20 protein-coding genes are annotated in these 20,709 nt (G+C 64.6%); 18 read left to right on the top strand and 2 right to left on the bottom strand.

The window, feature by feature from the left end; genetic code table 11:
• Position 1: 1 nt before the first annotated feature.
• The 15 genes from AC099J_RS25790 to AC099J_RS25720 are packed head-to-tail and all read left to right on the top strand — an operon-like array spanning position 2 to position 14,943.
• Positions 2 to 610 carry an NADH-quinone oxidoreductase subunit C gene (locus tag AC099J_RS25790; protein WP_479618151.1) on the top strand — a complete coding sequence of 203 codons (609 nt, stop codon included), beginning with the start codon at positions 2 to 4 and terminating at the stop codon, positions 608 to 610.
• A gap of 1 nt (position 611) precedes the next feature.
• Positions 612 to 1,865, top strand: a complete 1,254-nt coding sequence (locus AC099J_RS25785) for an NADH-quinone oxidoreductase subunit D (protein WP_479618150.1) — start codon at positions 612 to 614, stop codon at positions 1,863 to 1,865.
• Positions 1,862 to 2,398, top strand: a complete 537-nt coding sequence (locus AC099J_RS25780; RefSeq protein WP_479618149.1) for an NADH-quinone oxidoreductase subunit NuoE family protein — start codon at positions 1,862 to 1,864, stop codon at positions 2,396 to 2,398. Before AC099J_RS25785 ends, AC099J_RS25780 begins: the two co-directional genes overlap by 4 nt.
• Positions 2,395 to 3,744 (top strand): NADH-quinone oxidoreductase subunit NuoF, encoded by a 1,350-nt coding sequence (nuoF, locus tag AC099J_RS25775; protein WP_479618148.1) that lies wholly within the window; start codon positions 2,395 to 2,397, stop codon positions 3,742 to 3,744. Before AC099J_RS25780 ends, nuoF begins: the two co-directional genes overlap by 4 nt.
• Before the next feature lie 16 nt (positions 3,745 to 3,760).
• Positions 3,761 to 5,908: an NADH-quinone oxidoreductase subunit NuoG gene (gene nuoG / locus AC099J_RS25770; RefSeq protein ID WP_479618147.1), complete on the top strand. Its 2,148-nt coding sequence runs from the start codon at positions 3,761 to 3,763 to the stop codon at positions 5,906 to 5,908.
• Positions 5,905 to 6,981, top strand: coding sequence for an NADH-quinone oxidoreductase subunit NuoH (gene nuoH / locus AC099J_RS25765; protein ID WP_479618146.1), 1,077 nt, complete (start codon positions 5,905 to 5,907; stop codon positions 6,979 to 6,981). Before nuoG ends, nuoH begins: the two co-directional genes overlap by 4 nt.
• Positions 6,982 to 6,995: 14 nt before the next feature.
• Positions 6,996 to 7,505: an NADH-quinone oxidoreductase subunit NuoI gene (gene nuoI, locus AC099J_RS25760; protein ID WP_479618145.1), complete on the top strand. Its 510-nt coding sequence runs from the start codon at positions 6,996 to 6,998 to the stop codon at positions 7,503 to 7,505.
• Between the two features lie 29 nt (positions 7,506 to 7,534).
• Positions 7,535 to 8,185 carry an NADH-quinone oxidoreductase subunit J gene (locus tag AC099J_RS25755; RefSeq protein ID WP_479618144.1) on the top strand — a complete coding sequence of 217 codons (651 nt, stop codon included), beginning with the start codon at positions 7,535 to 7,537 and terminating at the stop codon, positions 8,183 to 8,185.
• Entirely contained in the window at positions 8,182 to 8,490 is a 309-nt protein-coding gene (gene nuoK, locus AC099J_RS25750; protein ID WP_056175349.1) for an NADH-quinone oxidoreductase subunit NuoK, read from the top strand. Before AC099J_RS25755 ends, nuoK begins: the two co-directional genes overlap by 4 nt.
• Before the next feature lie 9 nt (positions 8,491 to 8,499).
• Positions 8,500 to 10,536: an NADH-quinone oxidoreductase subunit L gene (gene nuoL / locus AC099J_RS25745; protein ID WP_479618143.1), complete on the top strand. Its 2,037-nt coding sequence runs from the start codon at positions 8,500 to 8,502 to the stop codon at positions 10,534 to 10,536.
• Between the two features lie 18 nt (positions 10,537 to 10,554).
• Positions 10,555 to 12,030 carry an NADH-quinone oxidoreductase subunit M gene (locus AC099J_RS25740; RefSeq protein WP_479618142.1) on the top strand — a complete coding sequence of 492 codons (1,476 nt, stop codon included), beginning with the start codon at positions 10,555 to 10,557 and terminating at the stop codon, positions 12,028 to 12,030.
• 30 nt (positions 12,031 to 12,060) lie between these two features.
• Positions 12,061 to 13,545: an NADH-quinone oxidoreductase subunit NuoN gene (nuoN, locus tag AC099J_RS25735; protein WP_479618141.1), complete on the top strand. Its 1,485-nt coding sequence runs from the start codon at positions 12,061 to 12,063 to the stop codon at positions 13,543 to 13,545.
• 18 nt (positions 13,546 to 13,563) lie between these two features.
• The gene (locus AC099J_RS25730; RefSeq protein ID WP_479618140.1) at positions 13,564 to 13,866 is read left to right on the top strand and encodes a DUF2818 family protein; all 303 of its coding nucleotides are present in this window, start codon (positions 13,564 to 13,566) and stop codon (positions 13,864 to 13,866) included.
• Positions 13,867 to 13,868: 2 nt separating this feature from the next.
• Positions 13,869 to 14,471, top strand: a complete 603-nt coding sequence (locus AC099J_RS25725) for an NUDIX domain-containing protein (RefSeq protein ID WP_479618139.1) — start codon at positions 13,869 to 13,871, stop codon at positions 14,469 to 14,471.
• A gap of 7 nt (positions 14,472 to 14,478) precedes the next feature.
• The gene (locus tag AC099J_RS25720) at positions 14,479 to 14,943 is read left to right on the top strand and encodes a DUF1178 family protein (protein WP_479618138.1); all 465 of its coding nucleotides are present in this window, start codon (positions 14,479 to 14,481) and stop codon (positions 14,941 to 14,943) included.
• A gap of 68 nt (positions 14,944 to 15,011) precedes the next feature.
• On the opposite strand, the gene AC099J_RS25715 is transcribed toward AC099J_RS25720, so the two are convergent.
• Complete coding sequence (locus AC099J_RS25715; RefSeq protein WP_479618137.1) at positions 15,012 to 16,319, bottom strand: Glu/Leu/Phe/Val family dehydrogenase; 1,308 nt, start codon at positions 16,317 to 16,319, stop codon at positions 15,012 to 15,014.
• A gap of 211 nt (positions 16,320 to 16,530) precedes the next feature.
• Entirely contained in the window at positions 16,531 to 18,327 is a 1,797-nt protein-coding gene (locus AC099J_RS25710) for an ABC transporter transmembrane domain-containing protein (RefSeq protein WP_479618136.1), read from the bottom strand.
• A gap of 81 nt (positions 18,328 to 18,408) precedes the next feature.
• On the opposite strand from AC099J_RS25710, the gene AC099J_RS25705 reads away from it, so the two are divergent.
• From AC099J_RS25705 to AC099J_RS25695, 3 genes are all read left to right on the top strand, one after another.
• The gene (locus AC099J_RS25705) at positions 18,409 to 18,948 is read left to right on the top strand and encodes a MarR family winged helix-turn-helix transcriptional regulator (RefSeq protein WP_479618135.1); all 540 of its coding nucleotides are present in this window, start codon (positions 18,409 to 18,411) and stop codon (positions 18,946 to 18,948) included.
• 251 nt (positions 18,949 to 19,199) lie between these two features.
• Complete coding sequence (locus AC099J_RS25700; RefSeq protein ID WP_479618134.1) at positions 19,200 to 19,970, top strand: ABC transporter ATP-binding protein; 771 nt, start codon at positions 19,200 to 19,202, stop codon at positions 19,968 to 19,970.
• Positions 19,970 to 20,680: an ABC transporter ATP-binding protein gene (locus AC099J_RS25695; protein WP_479618133.1), complete on the top strand. Its 711-nt coding sequence runs from the start codon at positions 19,970 to 19,972 to the stop codon at positions 20,678 to 20,680. The genes AC099J_RS25700 and AC099J_RS25695 overlap by 1 nt, the downstream gene beginning before the upstream one ends.
• The last annotated feature ends 29 nt before the right edge of the window (positions 20,681 to 20,709 follow it).

The following is a 20,709-nucleotide window of genomic DNA, read 5'->3' as shown; positions in this document are numbered from 1 at the left end:
CATGACTGTTTTTGCGATCGATCCCGCAGTCCTCAAGGACACCGTCGCCACCGTGCTGGGCGACAAGGTGCATAAGCTCAGCCTGGCGCTGGGCGAAGTCACGTTGACGCTCAAGGCTGCGGACTACCTGCAAGCCATGCAGACCCTGCGCGACGCGCCCGGCTGCAAATTCGAGCAACTGGTGGACCTGTGTGGCGTCGATTACTCCGCCTACCGTGACGCCGTGTGGGAAGGCCCGCGCTACTGCGCCGTGTCGCACCTGCTGTCGGTCACCCTCAACCAGCGCCTGCGCGTCAAGGTGTTCTGCCCGGACGACGACCTGCCGGTGTTGCCTTCGGTCATGCATCTGTGGAACTCGGCCAACTGGTTCGAGCGCGAAGCCTTCGACCTGTACGGCATCCTGTTCGACGGCCACATCGACCTGCGCCGCATCCTGACCGACTATGGCTTCATCGGCCATCCTTTCCGCAAGGATTTCCCGTTGTCGGGTCACGTGGAGATGCGCTATGACGACGAACTCAAGCGCGTGGTCTACCAGCCCGTGAGCATCGAGCCTCGCGAGATCACGCCCCGCGTCATCCGCGAAGACAACTACGGCGGATTGCACTGACATGGCCGAGATCAAAAACTACACCCTGAACTTCGGCCCGCAGCATCCTGCGGCGCATGGCGTGTTGCGCCTGGTGCTCGAGTTGGACGGGGAAGTCGTGCAACGTGCCGACCCGCACATCGGCCTGTTGCACCGTGCCACCGAGAAGCTGGCGGAGAGCAAGACGTACATCCAGTCGTTGCCCTATATGGACCGGCTCGACTACGTCTCGATGATGTGCAACGAGCACGCCTACTGCCTGGCCATCGAGAAGTTGATGGGCCTGCAGGTGCCGCTGCGTGCGCAGTACATCCGCGTGATGTTCTCCGAGATCACGCGCTTGCTCAATCACCTGATGTGGCTGGGCTCGCACGGCAACGACTGCGGCAGCTCCACGATTCTCATCTACGCGTTTCGCGAGCGCGAAGACCTGTTCGACATGTACGAAGCCGTGTCCGGTGCGCGCATGCACGCGGCCTATTTCCGGCCCGGCGGCGTCTACCGCGACCTGCCGGACACCATGCCGCAGTACAAGGTCAGCAAGATCAAGAACGCCAAGGCCCTGGCGCGCATGAACGAGGACCGTCAAGGGTCCATGCTCGACTTCATCGACAGCTTCACCAAGCGCTTCACGACCTACCTCGGCGAGTACCACACCCTGCTCACCGACAACCGCATCTGGAAGCAGCGCACGGTCGGCATCGGCGTCATGACGCAGGAGCGCGCGTTGAGTCTGGGTCTGACCGGCCCGATGATCCGCGGCTCCGGCATCCCATGGGACTTGCGCAAGAAGCAGCCGTACGACGTCTACGACCGCATGGACTTCGACATCCCCGTCGGCAAGACCGGCGACTGTTATGACCGCTACCTCGTCCGCATGGAAGAGATGGCGCAGTCCAATCGCATCATCAAGCAGTGCGTCGACTGGCTTCGCGTGAACCCTGGCCCCGTCATCACCGACAACCATAAGGTGGCGGCGCCCTCGCGCGAGGGAATGAAGGCCAACATGGAGGAGCTGATCCACCACTTCAAGCTCTTCACCGAAGGTTTCCACGTGCCCGAAGGCGAGGCGTATGCCGCCGTCGAGCATCCCAAGGGTGAGTTCGGCATCTACCTCGTGAGCGACGGTGCCAACAAGCCGTACCGCCTGAAGATCCGTCCGCCTGGCTTTGTGCACCTGGCTGCGCTCGACGAAATGTCGCGCGGCCACATGATTGCCGACGCCGTTGCCGTGATCGGCACGCTGGACATCGTGTTCGGAGAGATCGACCGATGAGTTCTGTTTCGCATTCCGCCGCACCGGCGCCTGCGCTGTCGCAGGAGACCCTGGACCGTTTCGCACGCGAGGTCGCCAAGTTTCCGCACGAGGGCCGCGCCTCGGCCGTGATGCCCTGCCTGGCGATCGCGCAGCAGCAGCACGGCCATGTGTACCCCGAGCACGAGAGGATCATCGGCGACATGCTGGGCATGCCGACGATCGCCGTGCACGAGGTCACGACCTTCTACAACATGTACAACCAGCAGCCCGTGGGCCGCTTCAAGCTGAACGTCTGCACCAACCTGCCGTGCCAGCTGCGCGACGGCCAGCAGGCTCTGCACCACCTCGAGAAGAAGCTCGGCATCACGATGGGCGAGACCACGCCCGACGGCGTGTTCACGCTGCAGCAAAGCGAGTGCCTGGGCGCCTGCGCCGATTCGCCTGTGATGCTGGTCAATGACCGCACCATGTGCAGCTTCATGAGTAACGAGAAGCTGGACCAGTTGGTCGACGGCCTGCGCACGGCGGCCGCATCGGAGGGCAAGGCATGAACGCTGATCAAGTGCTCGCGCAGTTCGCCGCCACCGGCGTGCAAACCTGCTTCCACGGCCGCCACATCAGCCCGCAGATCTACGCCGATCTGAACGGCAGCAATTGGCGCCTGAAGGACTACGAGGCGCGCGGCGGTTACGAGGCTCTGAAGAAGGTTCTGGGCATCGATGGCGGCGACGCGCTGACGCAAGACCAGGTGATTGCCACCGTCAAGGAATCGGCCCTGCGTGGCCGTGGCGGCGCGGGTTTTCCGAGCGGCCTCAAGTGGAGCTTCATGCCCCGCCAGTTCCCCGGCCAGAAGTACCTGGTCTGCAACTCGGACGAGGGCGAGCCTGGTACCTGCAAGGACCGGGACATCATGATGTACAACCCGCACATCGTGATCGAGGGCATGATCATCGCGGCCTACGCGATGGGCATCACGGTCGGCTACAACTACATCCACGGCGAGATCTTCCAGGTCTACGAACGCTTCGAAGAAGCCCTGGAGGAAGCCCGCGCGGCCGGCTACCTGGGCGACAAGATTCTGGGCAGCGGCTTCAGCTTTCAGCTGCATGCCTCGCACGGCTTTGGCGCCTACATCTGCGGTGAAGAGACCGCGCTGCTGGAGTCGCTGGAAGGCAAGAAGGGCCAGCCGCGCTTCAAGCCGCCGTTCCCGGCCAGCTTCGGCCTGTATGGCAAGCCGACCACGATCAACAACACCGAAACCTTCGCGGCCGTGCCGTGGATCATCCGCAATGGCGGCCAGGCCTACCTCGAGTGCGGCAAGCCCAACAACGGCGGCACCAAGATCTTCTCGGTGTCCGGCGACGTCGAAATGCCGGGCAACTTCGAGATCCCCATGGGCACGCCGTTCACCACGCTGCTCGAATTGGCCGGTGGCGTGCGCAAGGGGCGAACGCTCAAGGCCGTGATCCCGGGCGGCTCATCGTCGCCTGTGCTGCCGGCCGCAATCATGAACACCTGCACGATGGACTACGACTCCATCGCCAAGGCCGGCTCCATGCTGGGTTCAGGTGCGCTGATCGTGATGGACGACAGCCGTTGCATGGTCGAGTCCTTGAAGCGCCTGTCCTACTTCTACATGCATGAGTCCTGTGGTCAGTGCACGCCCTGCCGTGAAGGCACGGGCTGGCTGTGGCGCCTGGTCGACAAGGTGCACCGTGGCCAAGGCAAGTCCAGCGACATGGACCTCTTGAACTCCATCGCCGACAACATCCAGGGCCGCACCATCTGCGCGCTGGGCGACGCGGCGGCGATGCCGGTGCGCGCCATGATCAAGCACTTCAGGCCCGAGTTCGAAGCCATGATTCCCAAGACGACGGCTGTGGCGGCGCAGGCCTGAAAGAGAAGCATCCGATATGGTTGAAATCGAAGTCGACGGCAAAAAAGTCGAGATCGCCGAAGGCAGCATGGTCATGCATGCGGCCGACAAGGCGGGCACCTACATCCCGCACTTCTGCTACCACAAGAAGCTGTCCATCGCGGCCAATTGCCGCATGTGCCTGGTCGAGATCGAGAAGGCGCCCAAGCCCATGCCCGCCTGCGCGACCCCGGTCACGCAGGGCATGATCGTGCGCACCAAGAGCGACAAGGCGATCAAGGCGCAGAAGTCCGTCATGGAGTTCCTGCTGATCAACCACCCGCTGGATTGCCCCATCTGCGACCAGGGCGGTGAGTGCCAGTTGCAGGATCTGGCGGTTGGCTACGGCGGTTCGTCCTCGCGCTACCAGGAAGAAAAGCGCGTTGTCTTCCACAAGGACGTCGGCCCGCTGATCTCCATGGAAGAGATGACCCGCTGCATCCACTGCACCCGCTGCGTGCGCTTTGGCCAGGAAGTGGCCGGCGTCATGGAGCTGGGCATGATCCACCGCGGCGAGCATTCCGAGATCACGACCATCGTCGGCGACAGCGTGGACTCCGAGCTGTCGGGCAACATGATCGACATCTGCCCGGTCGGCGCGCTCACCAGCAAGCCCTTCCGCTACAGCGCCCGCACCTGGGAGCTGTCACGCCGCAAGTCGATCAGCCCCCACGATTCCACGGGTGCCAACCTGATCGTGCAGGTCAAGAACCACAGGGTCATGCGCGTCGTGCCGCTGGAAAACGAGGCCGTCAACGAATGCTGGATCGCCGACCGTGACCGCTTCTCCTACGAGTCCCTCAACGGTGACGAGCGCCTGACCCAACCCATGCTCAAGCAGGGCGGCCAGTGGCAGACCGTGGATTGGCAGACCGCGCTCGAATACGTCGCCAACGGCCTGAAGCAGATCACGGCCCAGCACGGCGGCGCCAGCGTCGGCCTGCTGGCCAGCCCGCACAGCACACTCGAAGAGCTGGCATTGGCCGGATCTTTTGTACGCGGGCTGGGCAGCGACAACATCGACCACCGGCTGCGCCAGGTCGAGTTCGCCGCCACCGAAGGCGTGCACTGGCTCGGCATGCCGATCGCCGCGCTGTCCACGCTGCAACGCGTGTTGGTCGTCGGCTCCAACCTGCGCAAAGACCATCCGCTGTTCGCGCAGCGCATCCGTCAGGCCGCACGCAAGGGCTGCAAGGTCGCGGTGCTCGGCTCAGCGACCGAGTTGGCTTCTGCTGACGCCTGGGCCATGCCGATCGCCGCTTCGGTGCAGGCAGACAGTTCCGGCTGGGTGCAGGCACTGGCCGACGTGGCCGTTGCGATTGCGGCCGACAAGGGCATCGACGCACCGGCCAACGGCAACGCCGATGACAACGCCAAAGCTATGGCCAAAGCGCTGCTGTCGGGCGACCGCAAGGCCGTGCTGCTGGGCAATGCCGCTGCCCACCACGCGAACGCCTCCAGCTTGTTGGCGCTAGCCCAGTGGATCGCCGAACACACCGGTGCCAGCTTCGGCTACCTGACGGAAGCGGCCAACACCGTGGGCGCGCAGTTCGTCGGCGCCCAGCCGAAGGCCGTTGGCCAGAACGCCGCCCAGATGCTGGCCGGAGGCCTCAAGGCGCTGGTGCTGCTGAACAACGAGCCGGTGTTCGATTCCGCCGCTGGCGCCGCGGCGGCGCAAGGCGTGAACAAGGCCGAGATGGTCGTCACGCTGAGCCCGTTCAAGGCCAACATGGAGTTCTCTGACGTGCTGCTGCCGATTGCGCCGTTCACGGAAACCTCCGGCAGTTTCGTGAATGCCGAGGGCAGGGTGCAGAGCTTCCACGCCGTTGTGCGTCCCCTGGGCGAGGCGCGCCCGGCCTGGAAGGTGCTGCGCGTGCTGGCCAACCTGCTGGGTCTGCCGGGCTTCGACTTCGAATCGTCGCAGGACGTGCTGGGCTCGCTGGGTCTGTCGCAGGTCGATGGCCAGAGCCGCGTGCCGGCCGAGCGTCTGTCCAACGCGACGCGCGCGGCCATGGCCCCGGCGGCTGCGGCCGATGTGCGTCCGGCGGTTGCCAGCATCTACCAGCTCGACGGTCTGGTGCGTCGGGCCACGTCCTTGCAAATGACCGCAGATGCGCGGCAGGCCATGGGAGCGGCCGCACCATGATCGATTCGATTCACAGCGCCGGCCAGGGCTTGATTGGCGCGAACTGGTGGGCCACCATGGCCTGGCCTGTGCTTTGGGGCCTCATCAAGATCATCTGCGTGCTGGCGCCGCTGATGGGCGCTGTCGCCTACCTGACCTTGTGGGAACGCAAGTTCCTCGGCTTCATCCAGGTGCGCCACGGCCCCAACCGCGTGGGCCCCATGGGCTTGCTGCAGCCGATTGCCGATGCGCTCAAGCTGCTGACCAAAGAGATCATCAGCCCTTCAGCCGCCAGTTCCGGCCTGTTCCGCCTCGGCCCGGTCATGGCGATCATGCCGGCGCTTGCGGCCTGGGTGGCGGTGCCGTTCGGGCCTGAGGCGATCATCGCCAACGTCAACGCCGGCCTGTTGCTGATCATGGCCATCACCTCGATCGAGGTCTATGGCGTGATCATCGCGGGCTGGGCGTCCAACTCGAAATACGCTTTCCTCGGCGCGCTGCGGGCCTCGGCACAGATGGTCAGCTACGAGATCGCCATGGGCTTTTGCCTCGTGGTCGTGATCATGGTGTCGGGCAGCCTGCACCTGGGTGAGATCGTCGCCGGGCAGGCCAAGGGCATGGGCGCTAGTGCCGGCCTCGGGTTCCTGTCCTGGAACTGGCTGCCGCTCTTGCCGATCTTCGTCGTCTATGTGATCTCCGGCGTGGCCGAGACCAACCGTCACCCCTTCGACGTGGTCGAAGGCGAGGCCGAAATCGTGGCCGGCCACATGGTCGAGTACTCAGGCATGGGCTTTGCCATCTTCTTCCTGGCCGAATACGCCAGCATGTGGCTGATCGCCATCCTCGCGACGCTGATGTTCCTGGGGGGCTGGCTGTCGCCGTTCGCTTTCCTCGACTTCATCCCCGGATGGATCTGGCTGGGCATCAAGACCTTCTTCGTGGTCTCGCTGTTCATCTGGATCCGTGGCACCTTCCCGCGCTTCCGCTATGACCAGATCATGCGTCTGGGCTGGAAGATCTTCATCCCGGTCACCCTGGTGTGGCTGCTGGTGGTCGGGGGTTGGATGCAGACGCCCTGGAACATCTGGAAATGAGCGGAGAAGCAAAGATGACAACCGCAACTGCCTCCACGTTCTCGGTCAAGGACTTCCTCAAGAGCTTCATGCTCGCGGAGTTGTTCAAGGGCATGGTGCTGACCGGGCGCTACGCGTTCAAACGCAAGATCACGGTGCAGTTCCCCGAGGAAAAGACGCCGCTGTCGCCGCGCTTTCGCGGCCTGCATGCGCTGCGCCGCTATGAAAACGGCGAAGAGCGCTGCATCGCCTGCAAATTGTGCGAAGCCGTCTGCCCGGCAATGGCCATCACCATCGAATCCGAGGTGCGCGACGACGGCTCGCGCCGCACGACGCGCTACGACATCGACCTGACCAAGTGCATCTTCTGCGGCTTCTGCGAAGAAAGCTGCCCGGTCGATTCCATCGTCGAGACCCACATCCTCGAATACCACGGTGAGAAGCGCGGCGACCTGTACTTCACCAAAGACATGTTGCTGGCCGTGGGCGACCGCTATGAATCCGAGATCGCGGCCGCCAAGGCGGCTGACGCTCCGTACCGCTGACCGCCGGCGCTTCCCAAGAAAAAATCTCCATGGACGTCAAGACTGGCTTCTTCTATCTGTTTTCGCTCGTGCTGCTGTTCGCGGCGTTCCGGGTGATCACAGCGCGCAATCCGGTGCATGCGGTGCTGTACCTGATCCTGGCCTTTTCGCAGGCTTCTGCCATCTGGCTGATCCTGCAGGCCGAGTTCCTGGCCATCGTGCTGGTGCTCGTCTACCTCGGGGCGGTGCTGGTGCTGTTCCTGTTCGTCGTCATGATGCTGGACGTCGACGTCGAAGGCTTGCGACAGGGCTTTTGGCGGCACTTCCCACTGGCCGGCACGATCGGCGCGCTGATCGCGCTGGAAATGGCCGCTGTGCTGATGGGCGGGTTCCGTGTGACCGAGGACGCCCGCACGTTGGCCGGTGCGGCCCCGGCGGCTGCCAACTATTCCAACACCAAGGAGTTGGGCATCCTGCTCTACACCGAGTACCTGTACCCGGTGCAGATCGCGGCCTGCATCCTGCTGGTGGCCATGGTCGCCGCCATCGCGCTGACCCTGCGTGAGCGCAAGGACACCCGCAACGTGCGCCCTGAGGACCAGGTCCACGTGCGTGCCGGCGACCGGTTCTCCGTCGTCAAGATGGATCCCACGCGCCCGGCGCCGCCGCCGGCCCCCGTGGTCGAGGAGAAGAAGCCATGACGCTCAGTCTCGGACATTTCCTGTCGCTGGGCGCGATGCTGTTCGCGCTGTCGGTGATCGGCATCTTCCTGAACCGCAAGAACCTGATCGTGCTGCTGATGGCCATCGAGCTGATGCTGCTGGCGGTCAACATGAACTTCGTGGCGTTCTCCTACTACCTGAACGACATGCACGGGCAGATCTTCGTGTTCTTCATCCTGACGGTTGCGGCGGCCGAGTCGGCCATCGGACTGGCCATCCTGGTGCTGCTGTTCCGCAACCGGTCCAGCATCAACGTGGACGAACTCAACACGCTCAAAGGCTGAGACAAGAACATGAGCCAAACTCTCTCAGCCGCCACCCTGTTGGCGGTGCCGATGGCGCCGCTGGTCGGCTCCGTGCTGGCCGGCATTCTGGGCACATCGTTCGGCGGCAAGTGGATCGGCCGGCGCCTGTCGCATACGCTCACGATCCTGGGCGTCCTGGTGGCCTTCATCATCTCGGCGATGACGCTCAAAAGCGTCGCCCTGGATGGCGCGCGCTTCAACGAGACGCTCTACACCTGGATGGTCGTGGGCAACCTCAAGATGGAGATCGGCTTCCTCGTCGATGGCCTGACGGCCATGATGATGGTCGTCGTCACCTTCGTCTCGCTGATGGTGCACATCTACACCATCGGCTACATGGAAGAGGACGAGGGCTACAACCGCTTCTTCGCCTACATCTCGCTGTTCACCTTCTCCATGCTGATGCTCGTGATGAGCAACAACATGCTGCAACTGTTCTTCGGCTGGGAGGCTGTGGGCCTGGTGTCCTACCTGCTGATCGGCTTCTGGTTCAACAAGCCGACGGCGATCTTCGCCAACATGAAGGCCTTTCTGGTCAACCGTGTGGGCGACTTCGGCTTCATCCTGGGCATTGGCCTGATCGCCGCCTACGCCGGCACGATGAACTACACCGAGATCTTCGGCAAGGCCGGCGAGCTCGGCAAACTCGGCTTCCCCGGCACCGAGTGGATGCTGATCACCGTGATCTGCATCTGCCTGTTCATCGGCGCCATGGGCAAATCGGCCCAGTTCCCGCTGCATGTGTGGCTGCCCGACTCGATGGAAGGCCCGACCCCCATTTCCGCGCTAATCCACGCCGCCACCATGGTGACGGCCGGCATCTTCATGGTTGCGCGCATGTCGCCGCTGTTCGAGCTGTCCGACACGGCGCTCAACTTCATCATGGTGATCGGCGCCATCACAGCCCTGTTCATGGGCTTCCTGGGCATCATCCAGAACGACATCAAGCGCGTCGTCGCGTACTCCACGCTGTCGCAGCTGGGTTACATGACGGTGGCGCTGGGCGCCTCGGCCTATTCGGTCGCGGTGTTTCACCTGATGACGCACGCGTTCTTCAAGGCGCTGCTGTTCCTCGGTGCCGGCTCGGTCATCATGGGCGCGCACCACAACCAGGACATCCGCTGGATGGGCGGCATGCGCAAGTACATGCCGATCACCTGGATCACTTCGCTGCTGGGCTCGCTCGCTCTCATTGGCACGCCACTGTTCTCCGGCTTTTATTCCAAGGACAGCATCATCATCGCCACGCACGCCAGCACGCTGCCGGGCGCGGGCTTTGCGTACTTCGCGGTCATGGCCGGCGTGTTCGTCACGGCGTTCTACTCGTTCCGCATGTACTTCCTGGTGTTCCACGGCAAGGAGCGCTTCGACCAGAACCCGGATGCGCACCACGACGACCACCACGACGACCACCACGGTCACGGCGACCATGGCCACGGCCATACCCCGCATGAATCGCCCTGGGTGGTCACCGGTCCTTTGGTGCTGCTGGCAATCCCGTCGGTCGTGATCGGCTACCTGACCATCGGCCCCATGCTGTTCGGCGAGTTCTTCAAGGATTCCATCTTTGTGAATGGCACGCTGCACCCGGCCATGGCCGCGCTGGCTGAGGAGTTCCACGGCCCGGTGGCCATGGCGCTGCACGGCCTGCAGACCGCGCCGTTCTGGCTGGCGGTGGCCGGTGTCGCGCTGTCCTACTACATGTACATGGTCAACCCGGCGCTGCCTGCTGCGATCAAGCGCGCCTGCATGCCGATCTACACCTTGCTGGAGAACAAGTACTACCTGGACTGGTTCAACGAGAACGTGCTGGCCAAGGGCGCACGGGGCCTGGGCTTCGGGCTGTGGAAGGCTGGCGACCAGGCCATCATCGATGGCGCCGTGGTGAACGGTTCGTGGAGGCTGGTGGGTTGGGTGGCCGGTGCCGTGCGTCGCCTGCAGACCGGCTTCATTTATCACTACGCGCTGATGATGATCCTCGGCATCTTCGTGCTGATGACGTATTTCGTCTGGTTCAACAAGTAGGCCGGGAGAACAAGAAAAATGGGATTGTTGAGCCTTGCGATCTGGACGCCGATATTCTTCGGCGTCGTACTGCTGGCCTTGGGGCGGGATGAGCAGGCGCGTGCAGTGCGCTGGCTGGCTCTGCTGGGCGCTGTCGTCAGCCTCCTGGTGACGCTGCCCTTGTACAGCGGCTTTGCCCTCGATACGTCGGCCATGCAGTTGGTCGAGAAGACGGCCTGGATCGACCGTTTCAATGTCAGCTACCACCTCGGCGTGGACGGTATCTCGCTGTGGTTCGTGCTGCTGACTGCGTTCATGACGGTGATCGTCGTGCTGGCTGGCTGGGAGGCGATCACCTCGCGTGTGAACCAGTACATGGGCGCCTTCCTGATCCTGTCGGGCCTCATGATCGGCGTGTTCTCGGCTCTGGACGGTCTGCTGTTCTACGTGTTCTTCGAAGCCACCCTCATCCCGATGTATCTGATCATCGGTATCTGGGGCGGCCCGAACAAGATCTACGCCGCCTTCAAGTTCTTCCTGTACACCTTGCTCGGCTCGCTGCTGCTGCTGATCGGGCTGATCTACCTGTACATCCACTCGGGCGGCAGCTTCGACATCCTGACGTGGCACCGCCTGCCGCTGTCGGGGACGGCGCAGACGATGCTGTTCTTCGCCTTCTTCTCGGCGTTCGCCGTCAAGGTGCCAATGTGGCCCGTCCACACCTGGTTGCCGGATGTGCACGTCGAGGCGCCCACCGGTGGCTCGGCGGTGCTGGCGGCGATCATGCTGAAGCTGGGCGCCTACGGCTTCCTGCGCTTTTCCATGCCGATCGCCCCCGACGCCGCACGCGAATGGGCCTGGCTGATGATCGCGCTGTCGCTGATCGCCGTGATCTACGTCGGCCTGGTCGCCATGGTGCAGCAGGACATGAAGAAGCTGGTGGCGTACTCGTCGGTGGCCCACATGGGTTTCGTGACGCTGGGCTTCTTCATCTTCAACGACCTGGGCGTATCCGGCGGCCTTGTTCAGATGATTGCGCACGGCTTCGTCTCGGGTGCCATGTTCCTGTGCATCGGCGTGCTGTATGACCGGGTGCATTCACGCGAGATCGCCAGCTACGGTGGCGTCGTCAACACCATGCCCAAGTTCGCCGCCTTCGCGCTGTTGTTCGCGATGGCCAACTGCGGCCTGCCCGGCACCGCGGGGTTCGTGGGCGAGTGGATGGTCATCCTCGGTGCGGTGCAAGCCAACTTCTGGATTGGCGGCGCGGCCGCTACGGCATTGATCTTCGGCGCGGCCTACACGCTGTGGATGTACAAGCGCGTCTACCTGGGCCCTGTCGCGAACGACGACGTCAAGGGCCTGGAAGACATCAACAGCCGCGAATTCCTGATGCTGGCGCTGTTGGCGATCGCCGTGCTGGCCATGGGCATCTACCCCAAGCCTTTCACCGACGTGATGAACGTGTCTGTCGCCGACCTGCTCAAGCACGTCGCGGCAACCAAGCTGAACTGAGCGGCCAAAACGAGAAGATATCGAGAAGATATGGACAAACTCAGTTGGATCACTGTCTACCCTGAAGTCGTGCTGCTGGTCATGGCCTGCGTCATCGCGCTGGTCGATCTGTCGGTCAAAAGCCCGCGCCGCACGTCCACCTATGTGCTGACGCTTGTGTCGCTCGGCGTGGTCGCCGTGCTGCAAGGGCTGTACGCCTCGGGCAACACGACGCTCTACGGCTTCGGCAACATGGTCGTCAGCGACCCCATGGGCAACTGGCTCAAGTGCTTCGCCACCCTCGCGGTGATGGTCAGCTTGGTCTACGCCCGTCCTTACGCGGGCGACCGCGGCATGCTGCGCGGAGGCGAGTTGTTCATCCTGTCGATGTTCGCGCTGCTGGGCATGTCCGTGATGATCTCGGGCAACAACTTCCTCGTGATCTACATGGGGCTTGAGTTGCTCACGCTGTCTACCTACGCGCTCGTCGCGCTGCGCCGCGACAACGCCGTTGCGAGCGAAGCGGCCATGAAGTATTTCGTGCTGGGTGCAATGGCCTCAGGCTTCCTGCTCTATGGCCTGTCGATGATGTATGGCGCCACCGGATCGCTGGACCTGACGGAGGTCTTCAAGGCGGTCGCCTCGGGCCAGGTCAAGCACCAGGTGCTGGTGTTCGGTCTCGTGTTCATCGTCGCCGGCCTGGCGTTCAAGCTGGGTGTGGTGCCGTTCCACATGTGGGTGCCAGACGTCTACCACGGCGCGCCGACCGCGATCACGCTGATGATCGCCGGTGCGCCCAAGCTGGCGGCGTTCGCGATCGTGATCCGCCTGCTGGTCGAAGGCTTGCTGCCGCTCGCCTTCGACTGGCAGCAGATGCTCGCGGTGCTGGCGGTCGGCTCCTTGCTGGTCGGCAATCTGGCCGCCGTGATGCAGAGCAATCTGAAGCGCATGCTGGCCTATTCGACCATCTCGCAGATGGGCTTCGTGTTGATCGGCTTGCTGTCGGGCGTGGTCAACGGCAACACGCTGTCGGCTGCGAACGCCTACAGCTCGGCGATGTTCTATGTCGTCACCTACGTGCTGACCACGCTGGCCACCTTCGGCGTGCTGCTGCTGTTGGCGCGTGAGGGCTTCGAGAGCGAGGAGATCACCGACCTGGCCGGCTTGAACCAGCGCAGCCCGCTCTATGCGGCGGTCATGGGCATCTGCATGTTCTCGCTGACGGGCATTCCGCCGATGGTGGGTTTTTACGCCAAGCTGTCGGTGCTGCAGGCGCTGGTGTCCTCGGGCGATACGGCGTCGATCGTGCTGGCCGTGTTCGCCGTGATGATGTCGCTGATCGGCGCCTTCTATTACCTGCGGGTGGTCAAGGTCATGTACTTTGATGCGCCCATCACCGCCACCACCGTGTCGGCACCGCTTGACGTGCGCGCCGTGCTGACCATCAACGGTGCCTTGGTGCTGTTGCTGGGCGTCTTGCCGGGTGGGCTGATGGCGCTGTGCGCGCAGGCCATCGTGCTGACGCTCGGCACCTGACGCACAGGCGCATCAGGCGTGTTGCCCAATGCGGCCGTTTGGCTGGTGATCCTGGCGGCAGTGGTTGGCGCCAACCTTCCGTTCCTGACGCAACGTCTGTTGTTGGTCTGGCAGCCGCGCGGGGACAAGACGCTGGCCCACCGGCTGCTCGAACTGCTGGCCTACTATTTTCTCGTCGGCGGTCTGGGCTTGCTGCTGGAGCGCAACCTGGGCCGGATCGCGCCACAGGGGTGGGAGTTCTACGCCATCACCGCGGCGTTGTTCCTGACGTTGGCCTTTCCCGGCTTTGTCTGGCGCTACCTGCTCAAGCACCGGAGCTGACCTTGGTAGCCCCGGCTGACCAGCACCTGATCGAGCACACCACGCAGCAGGAGGAGCTTCTACGCGGCCGCTTCCTGCATGTCCTGCGCGACACCGTGCGCCTGCCCGATGGCGGAAGCGATACGCGCGGGTACGTTGTCCATCCGGGCGCCGTCATGGTCGTGCCGCTGCTCGACGATGGCCGTCTGGTGCTGGAGCGCCAGTACCGCCACCCCATGGGGCGCGTGATGATCGAATTCCCGGCGGGCAAGCTCGATGCCGGCGAGGACACCTGGACCTGCGGTCGCCGCGAACTGCTGGAAGAGACCGGCTACACGGCCCGTGAATGGGCCCGCGCCGGGGTGTTGCATCCGGTCATTTCCTATTCCACCGAGTTCATCGAAATCTGGTTCGCCCGTGGCCTGCAGTTGCAGCAGCGGCATCTGGAGGCAGGCGAATTCCTGGACGTGTTCAGCGCCAGCCTGGACGAACTGCTGGCGTGGTGTCGCGACGGCCAGGTCACCGATGCCAAGACGCTCAGCGCCGCGCTGTGGTTGCAGAACCTGCGTTCCGGCCAGTGGGACTTGACCTGGCAAGCCAACCCCGATCTGGACGCGGCCGGATAATCGGCCCATGAAAGTCCTGGACCTGTCGTGCGCGCACGGCCACAGTTTTGAAGGCTGGTTCGGCTCGGAAGACGATTTCCAGTCGCAGCTGGCACGCCAGTTGGTGGAATGCCCGCTGTGCGGCGACACGGCCGTGGCCAAGAAGCTGTCGGCGCCGAGGCTGAATTTCGGTGCCACTGCGCCCGTATCTGCGCCCAAGCCTTCCGCTTCCCCATCGCGCGAGGTCGCGGCCATTCCGTCCGACCCGCAGTTGCAGGCCGCGTGGATGAAGATGGTGCGCCACGTCATGGCGAACACCGAAGACGTCGGCAAGCAGTTTGCCGAAGAGGCGCGCCGCATCCACTACGGCGAAGCAGACGAGCGCAACATCCGCGGGCAGGCCTCGCGCGAAGAGACCGAGGCGCTGATCGATGAGGGCATCTCGGTGATGCCCTTGGCGATCCCCGAGGCGATGAAGGGGCCGCTGCAGTAACCCCCACGTGTCCTGGGCCCCTGCGGCCGCGGGCGCAGGGTGCGACCGCCTTGCAGCGGCCGCAGCGCTCAGGGGTACAGGCCGCGCAGTTCGCGCGTGTGCAGGATGCGCTGGCAGGCCACGATGAATGTGGCAGTGCGCAGGCTGACCTTGTGTTGATCGGCCACTTGCCACACACCGGCAAAGGCCTGCTGCATCACGCGCACCAGGCGCTTGTTGATCTCGTCCTCGTCCCAGAAGAAGGACGAGAAGTCCTGCACCCATTCGAAGTAGCTGACCGTCACGCCGCCGGCGTTGGCGATCACGTCGGGCAGCACCAGCACATTGCGCTCGTGCAGGATGTCGTCGGCCTCGGGCGTTGTGGGGCCGTTCGCGCCCTCGATCACCATGCGGGCCTGGATGCGGTGCGCGTTGGCCTTGGTGATCTGCTGCTCCAGCGCGGCCGGAATCATGATGTCGCAGGGCACGTCCCAGAATTTCTCCACATCCATGACCTCGGCATGCTCGAAGCCGGCCACCGTCCCCTTGTCGGACACGTGCTTGAGCAGCGAGGGCACGTCCAGGCCCGCTTCGCGGTAGATGGCGCCACCATGGTCCTGCACGGCCACGATGCGGGCGCCGGCTTCTGCGAAGAGCTTGCCGGCGATGCCGCCCACATTGCCGAAGCCCTGCACGGCGACGCGGGCCTTGGAGATGTCCAGCCCGATGTTGCGTGCCGCTTCGGCGCCCACGGTGTAGACGCCGCGCCCGGTGGCCTCGCGCCGGCCCAGCGAGCCGCCCAGATCCACCGGCTTGCCGGTGACGACCCCGGTCGCGGTCGAGCCTTGGTTCATGGAATAGGTGTCCATCATCCAGGCCATGATCTGTTCGTTGGTGTTGACATCCGGCGCCGGAATGTCCTTGGTCGGGCCGATGATGATGCCGATCTCGCTGGTGTAGCGGCGCGTCATGCGCTCCAGCTCGCCGCGCGAAAGGGTCTTGGGGTCGACACGGATGCCGCCCTTGGCGCCGCCGTAGGGCACGTTCACCGCAGCGTTCTTGATCGACATCCAGGCCGACAGCGCCATGACTTCGGACAGCGTCACGTCCTGGTGGAAGCGCACGCCACCCTTGCCCGGGCCGCGCGAGGTGTTGTGCTGCACGCGGTAGCCCTCGAAGTGGGCGATGCGCCCGTCGTCCAGGTGGATCGGCACGTCCACCACCAGGATGCGCTTGGGGCGCTTCAGCGTCTCGACCCAGCGCGCCAGGTTGCCCAGGTAGGGCTCGACCCGGTCCACCTGCTGCAGGAAGATGCCCCAGGGGCCGAGGTGGTCGGCCTGCAGGTACGAGGGCAGGGGATGGACGGTGGGCGCCGGGAGAGACGAGGTGTCGGACATGGCTGGGCTCCTGTTGATAAGGTGCGCCAAGCTTAGGGGGCCGCCCCCTGACTTGTCCAAGCCGAACAGGGGCCGAGGCGCGGACTATGCGCATAAGGCATAACCTGCCGGCTGCCGGCTGCCGGCTGCCGGCTGCCGGGCGTCGGGCGCTCGTGGTTGGAGCCCAGGCGAGAGTCGAAGTCGAAGCCGAAGTCGAACCCGGGAGCCGCGCCTACTGCGTGAACTGCATCGCCGCCAGCCGCGCATAGGTGCCGCCGGCCGCCACCAGCGCCGCGTGCGTGCCTTGCTCGACGATGCGGCCCTGTTCCAGCACGACGATGCGGTCGGCCTGTTGCACGGTGGCCAGCCGGTGCGCGATGACCAACGTCGTGCGGCCCTGCATGGCCGATTCCAGTGCCGCCTGCACCATGCGCTCGCTTTCTGCGTCCAGCGCGCTTGTGGCCTCGTCCAGCAGCAGCAAGGGGGCGTTCTTGAGCATGGCGCGCGCGATCGCGATGCGCTGGCGCTGGCCGCCCGACAGGCGCACGCCGCGTTCGCCCAGGAAGCTGTCGTAGCCCTGGGGCAGGGCGCTGATGAAGTCATGCGCAAACGCTGCACGCGCGGCCGCCTCGACCTCGGCATCGCTGGCCTGGGGCCGGCCGTAGCGGATGTTCTCGCGGGCACTGGTGGAGAACAGCACCGGGTCCTGCGGCACGAGGCCAATATGCTCGCGCAGGTCGGCCAGCGCCAGGTCGCGCGTGGACACGCCGTCGATCAGGATCTGCCCCGTCTCCTGGTCGTAGAAGCGCAGCAGCAGCTGGAACACGGTGCTCTTGCCCGCGCCGCTGGCGCCGACCAGGGCCACGGTCTCGCCGGGCGCGACGTCGAGGCTGAAGTCGCTGAGCGCCGCCTGCGCCTGCCGCGAGGGATAGTGAAAGCCCAGGGCCTGGATCTGCACGCTGCTGCCTGCGGTGCGCGCAGGCGCCTGCACCGGTCGCTCGGGCGAAGTAATGGGCGATCGGTTGTGCAGCAGCTCCATCAGCCGCTCGCTGGCGCCTGCGGCGCGCAGCAGGTCGCCGTAGATCTCGCCCAGCACGGCGGTGGCGCTGGCCAAGAGAATCACGTAGACGATGGTCTGGCTCAAATGGCCCGCCGTGATGTCGCCGCGCATGACCGCCTGCGTGCCCTGGAACAGCCCCCACAGCAGCGCGGCCGACGTGGCGATGATGATGAAGGCCACCAGCGCGGCACGCGCCTTGGTGCGCCGCACGGCGGTCTGGAAGGCACTTTGCGTGGAGGCCGAGAAGCGTGTGGCCTCGCGCCCTTCGGCCGTGTAGCTCTGCACCACGGGAATCGCGTTCAGCACCTCGGCTGCGATGGCGCTGGAGTCGGCGACCCGGTCCTGGCTGGCGCGCGACAGCTTGCGCACGCGCCGGCCGAACCACACGCTTGGCAGCACCACCAGCACCAGGATGCCCATCACCTGCGTCATCACGTAGGGGTTGGTCCAGACCAGCATGCCCAGCGCGCCCACGCCCATGACGAGGTTGCGCAGCCCCATGCTCAGCGACGAGCCGACCACCGTCTGCACCAGCGTCGTATCGCCAGTCAGGCGCGACAGCACTTCACCGGTCTGCGTGGTCTCGAAGAATTCCGGGCTCTGCTGCACCACATGGGCGTAGACCGCGTTGCGCAGGTCGGCGGTCACGCGCTCGCCCAGCCAGCTGACGACATAGAAGCGCCCGGCCGAAAACAGCCCCAGCGCCGCCGCCACCGCGAACAGCTCGAAGAAATGCGTGCGCAGGCCGACCAGCCGCGTGCCTGCGTCCATGGGCGCGCCGCCACTGACCAGGCCGTTGTCGATCAAGCTGCGCAGTGCCAGCGGGAACAGCAGCGTGGCGCCGGCCGCGAGCACCAGAAACATCACAGCGAGTGTGATCCGGCCACGGTACGGACGCAAAAAGGGCAGCAGGCCGCGCAGCGATTGCGGTGAACCCTTGGCGGGTTCCGCTGGGGAAGAGGTGGACATGGGGCGAGAGTGTAGCCAGCGACCAATTGCTTGGGCAATCATCGCCTTGACAATAAATGCCTAGGCAATTAAATTTTCGGCATGCCCAAACGTAGCGACGTCGCACGCCGACCGGCCAGTCGATCCGTGGCCACCACCGGCGCTGCGCCAGCCGAGTTGTGCTCGGCCACCGACTACAACCCGAGCGACAGCGTGGGCTATCTCATGCGCCGCATCCTCTCGGCCGTGGCCGGTGCGGTCGAGCGGGAACTCGAGCCCACCGGCCTGACGCATGCCCAGTGGATTCCGCTGTTCAAGATGATGGACCACGCAGGCATCACCGTGGCCGAGCTGGCGCGCCAATGCGAGCTGGACGCCGGCTCCATGACGCGGCTGCTCGACCGGCTGGAGGCCAAAGGCCTGTGCCGGCGCGAGCGATCGTTGCAAGACCGACGTGTCGTGCAGCTGGTGCTGACGCCGCAGGGCCAGGCCGTCGCCGAGCAAATCCCCGGCGCATTGAGCCGCGCCCAGAACGCCTATCTCGCCGGCTTCTCGCGGGATGAGTGGCTGCTGCTCAAGAGCCTTCTCGCCCGCATCCTGGACAACGCGCAGCCGCCGGGCTGCGCCGCAAGGAAGCCATGACCGCTTGCCAATCGACCTGCCGCGACAGCGCATGGAGGTCGATTTGCCGAGGGTGATGTCAGTTTCGCGTCAAGCTTGCCGGCAGGGCGACACTGGCGCCCAACCTTGCTTAAAGTTTCAGCAATATCGCAGTGCAGCATAGGCGTTTTACCTAGTGCCCCGGCCCTCGGCGCAACCGTACATTCGCCGCAACGTTTCGCCACCCCGGCGGTACATATGCTTCAACGGCTGGATGCGGAAGGCGCGGAAAATTGGCGGACATCATTCTGCAAACCACAGACCTCACCAAAGAGTTCAAGGGCTTCACGGCCGTCAGCAAGGTCAACCTGGCGGTGCAGCGCGGCAGCATCCACGCGCTGATTGGCCCCAACGGTGCCGGCAAGACCACCTGCTTCAACCTGCTGACCAAGTTTCTGGAGCCCACAACGGGCACCATCACTTTCAACGGCCACGACATCACGCGTGAGCGTCCGGCGCAGATCGCACGGCGCGGCGTGATCCGCTCGTTCCAGATCTCGGCTGTGTTTCCACACCTCACGCTGATGGAGAACGTGCGCCTGGGTCTGCAGCGCAAGCTGGGCGTGTCCTACCACTTCTGGAAGAGCGAGAAATCGCTGAACCGTCTGAACGACCAGGCCCTCGCGCTGTTGGACCAGGTCGGCCTGTCCGACGTGGCGCAAGAAGTCACCGTGAACCTGCCCTATGGCCGCAAGCGCGCACTCGAGATCGCCACCACGCTGGCCATGGAGCCCGAGCTCATGCTGCTGGACGAGCCCACGCAGGGCATGGGCCATGAGGATGTGGACCGCGTCGCGCAGCTGATCAAGAAGGTCTCGCAAGGCCGCACCATCCTGATGGTGGAGCACAACATGGGCGTGGTCTCGACCATCGCCGACACCATCACCGTGCTGCAGCGTGGCGCCGTGCTGGCCGAAGGCCCGTATGCCGAAGTGTCACGCAACCGGCAGGTGATGGAGGCCTACATGGGCACGACCGATGGCCAACTCCAGGGAGCGCATTGATGAGCTCTCCTGCATTGGAGATCAAGGGCCTGCAAGCCTGGTATGGCGAATCGCACGTGCTGCACGGCGTCGACATGGTCGTGCAACCCGGCGAAGTCGTCACGCTGCTCGGCCGCAATGGCGCCGGCCGCACCTCGACGATGCGTGCGGTGCTTGGCCTGACCGGCCGGCGCGAAGGTTCCGTGCGCATCCACGGCACCGAGACGGTGGGCATGGCCACGCACCGCATTGCGCACCTGGGCGTGGGCTACTGCCCCGAAGAGCGCGGCATCTTCGCCAGCCTGTCGTGCGAAGAAAACCTGCTGCTGCCGCCTGCGCTCAAGGGCATGGGTGCAGGCATGTCGGTCGACGAGATTTACGCCATGTTCCCCAACCTGGCCGAGCGCCGCAACAGCCAGGGCACGCGCCTGTCGGGTGGCGAGCAGCAGATGCTGGCCGTGGCCCGCATCCTGCGCACCGGCGCCAAGCTGCTCTTGCTCGACGAGATCTCCGAAGGCCTGGCCCCGGTGATCGTGCAGGCCCTGGCACGCATGATCACCATGCTGCGCAGCAAGGGCTACACCATCGTCATGGTCGAGCAGAACTTCCGCTTTGCCGCGCCACTGGCCGACCGCTTCTACGTGATGGAGCACGGCCGCATCGTCGAACGTTTCGACGCCGCGCAACTCGACGAGAAGATGCCCGTGCTGCACGAATTGCTGGGCGTCTGACGCCTTCTTTTTTTGATTTTTACCCCTAG

The organism is Rhodoferax sp. RT4P68 (assembly GCF_056521305.1).
Note: the sequence above shows the minus strand (reverse complement) of the source record. Positions and strands in the feature narration are given on the sequence as shown.

Bases quoted from the DNA above. Each gene is read 5' to 3' on its own strand.
- AC099J_RS25790 (WP_479618151.1), top strand. From the start codon at position 2: ATGACTGTTTTTGCGATCGATCCCGCAGTCCTCAAGGACACCGTCGCC.
- AC099J_RS25785 (WP_479618150.1), top strand. From the start codon at position 612: ATGGCCGAGATCAAAAACTACACCCTGAACTTCGGCCCGCAGCATCCT.
- AC099J_RS25780 (WP_479618149.1), top strand. From the start codon at position 1,862: ATGAGTTCTGTTTCGCATTCCGCCGCACCGGCGCCTGCGCTGTCGCAG.
- nuoF (WP_479618148.1), top strand. From the start codon at position 2,395: ATGAACGCTGATCAAGTGCTCGCGCAGTTCGCCGCCACCGGCGTGCAA.
- nuoG (WP_479618147.1), top strand. From the start codon at position 3,761: ATGGTTGAAATCGAAGTCGACGGCAAAAAAGTCGAGATCGCCGAAGGC.
- nuoH (WP_479618146.1), top strand. From the start codon at position 5,905: ATGATCGATTCGATTCACAGCGCCGGCCAGGGCTTGATTGGCGCGAAC.
- nuoI (WP_479618145.1), top strand. From the start codon at position 6,996: ATGACAACCGCAACTGCCTCCACGTTCTCGGTCAAGGACTTCCTCAAG.
- AC099J_RS25755 (WP_479618144.1), top strand. From the start codon at position 7,535: ATGGACGTCAAGACTGGCTTCTTCTATCTGTTTTCGCTCGTGCTGCTG.
- nuoK (WP_056175349.1), top strand. From the start codon at position 8,182: ATGACGCTCAGTCTCGGACATTTCCTGTCGCTGGGCGCGATGCTGTTC.
- nuoL (WP_479618143.1), top strand. From the start codon at position 8,500: ATGAGCCAAACTCTCTCAGCCGCCACCCTGTTGGCGGTGCCGATGGCG.
- AC099J_RS25740 (WP_479618142.1), top strand. From the start codon at position 10,555: ATGGGATTGTTGAGCCTTGCGATCTGGACGCCGATATTCTTCGGCGTC.
- nuoN (WP_479618141.1), top strand. From the start codon at position 12,061: ATGGACAAACTCAGTTGGATCACTGTCTACCCTGAAGTCGTGCTGCTG.
- AC099J_RS25720 (WP_479618138.1), top strand. From the start codon at position 14,479: ATGAAAGTCCTGGACCTGTCGTGCGCGCACGGCCACAGTTTTGAAGGC.
- AC099J_RS25715 (WP_479618137.1), bottom strand. From the start codon at position 16,319: ATGTCCGACACCTCGTCTCTCCCGGCGCCCACCGTCCATCCCCTGCCC.
- AC099J_RS25710 (WP_479618136.1), bottom strand. From the start codon at position 18,327: ATGTCCACCTCTTCCCCAGCGGAACCCGCCAAGGGTTCACCGCAATCG.
- AC099J_RS25705 (WP_479618135.1), top strand. From the start codon at position 18,409: ATGCCCAAACGTAGCGACGTCGCACGCCGACCGGCCAGTCGATCCGTG.
- AC099J_RS25695 (WP_479618133.1), top strand. From the start codon at position 19,970: ATGAGCTCTCCTGCATTGGAGATCAAGGGCCTGCAAGCCTGGTATGGC.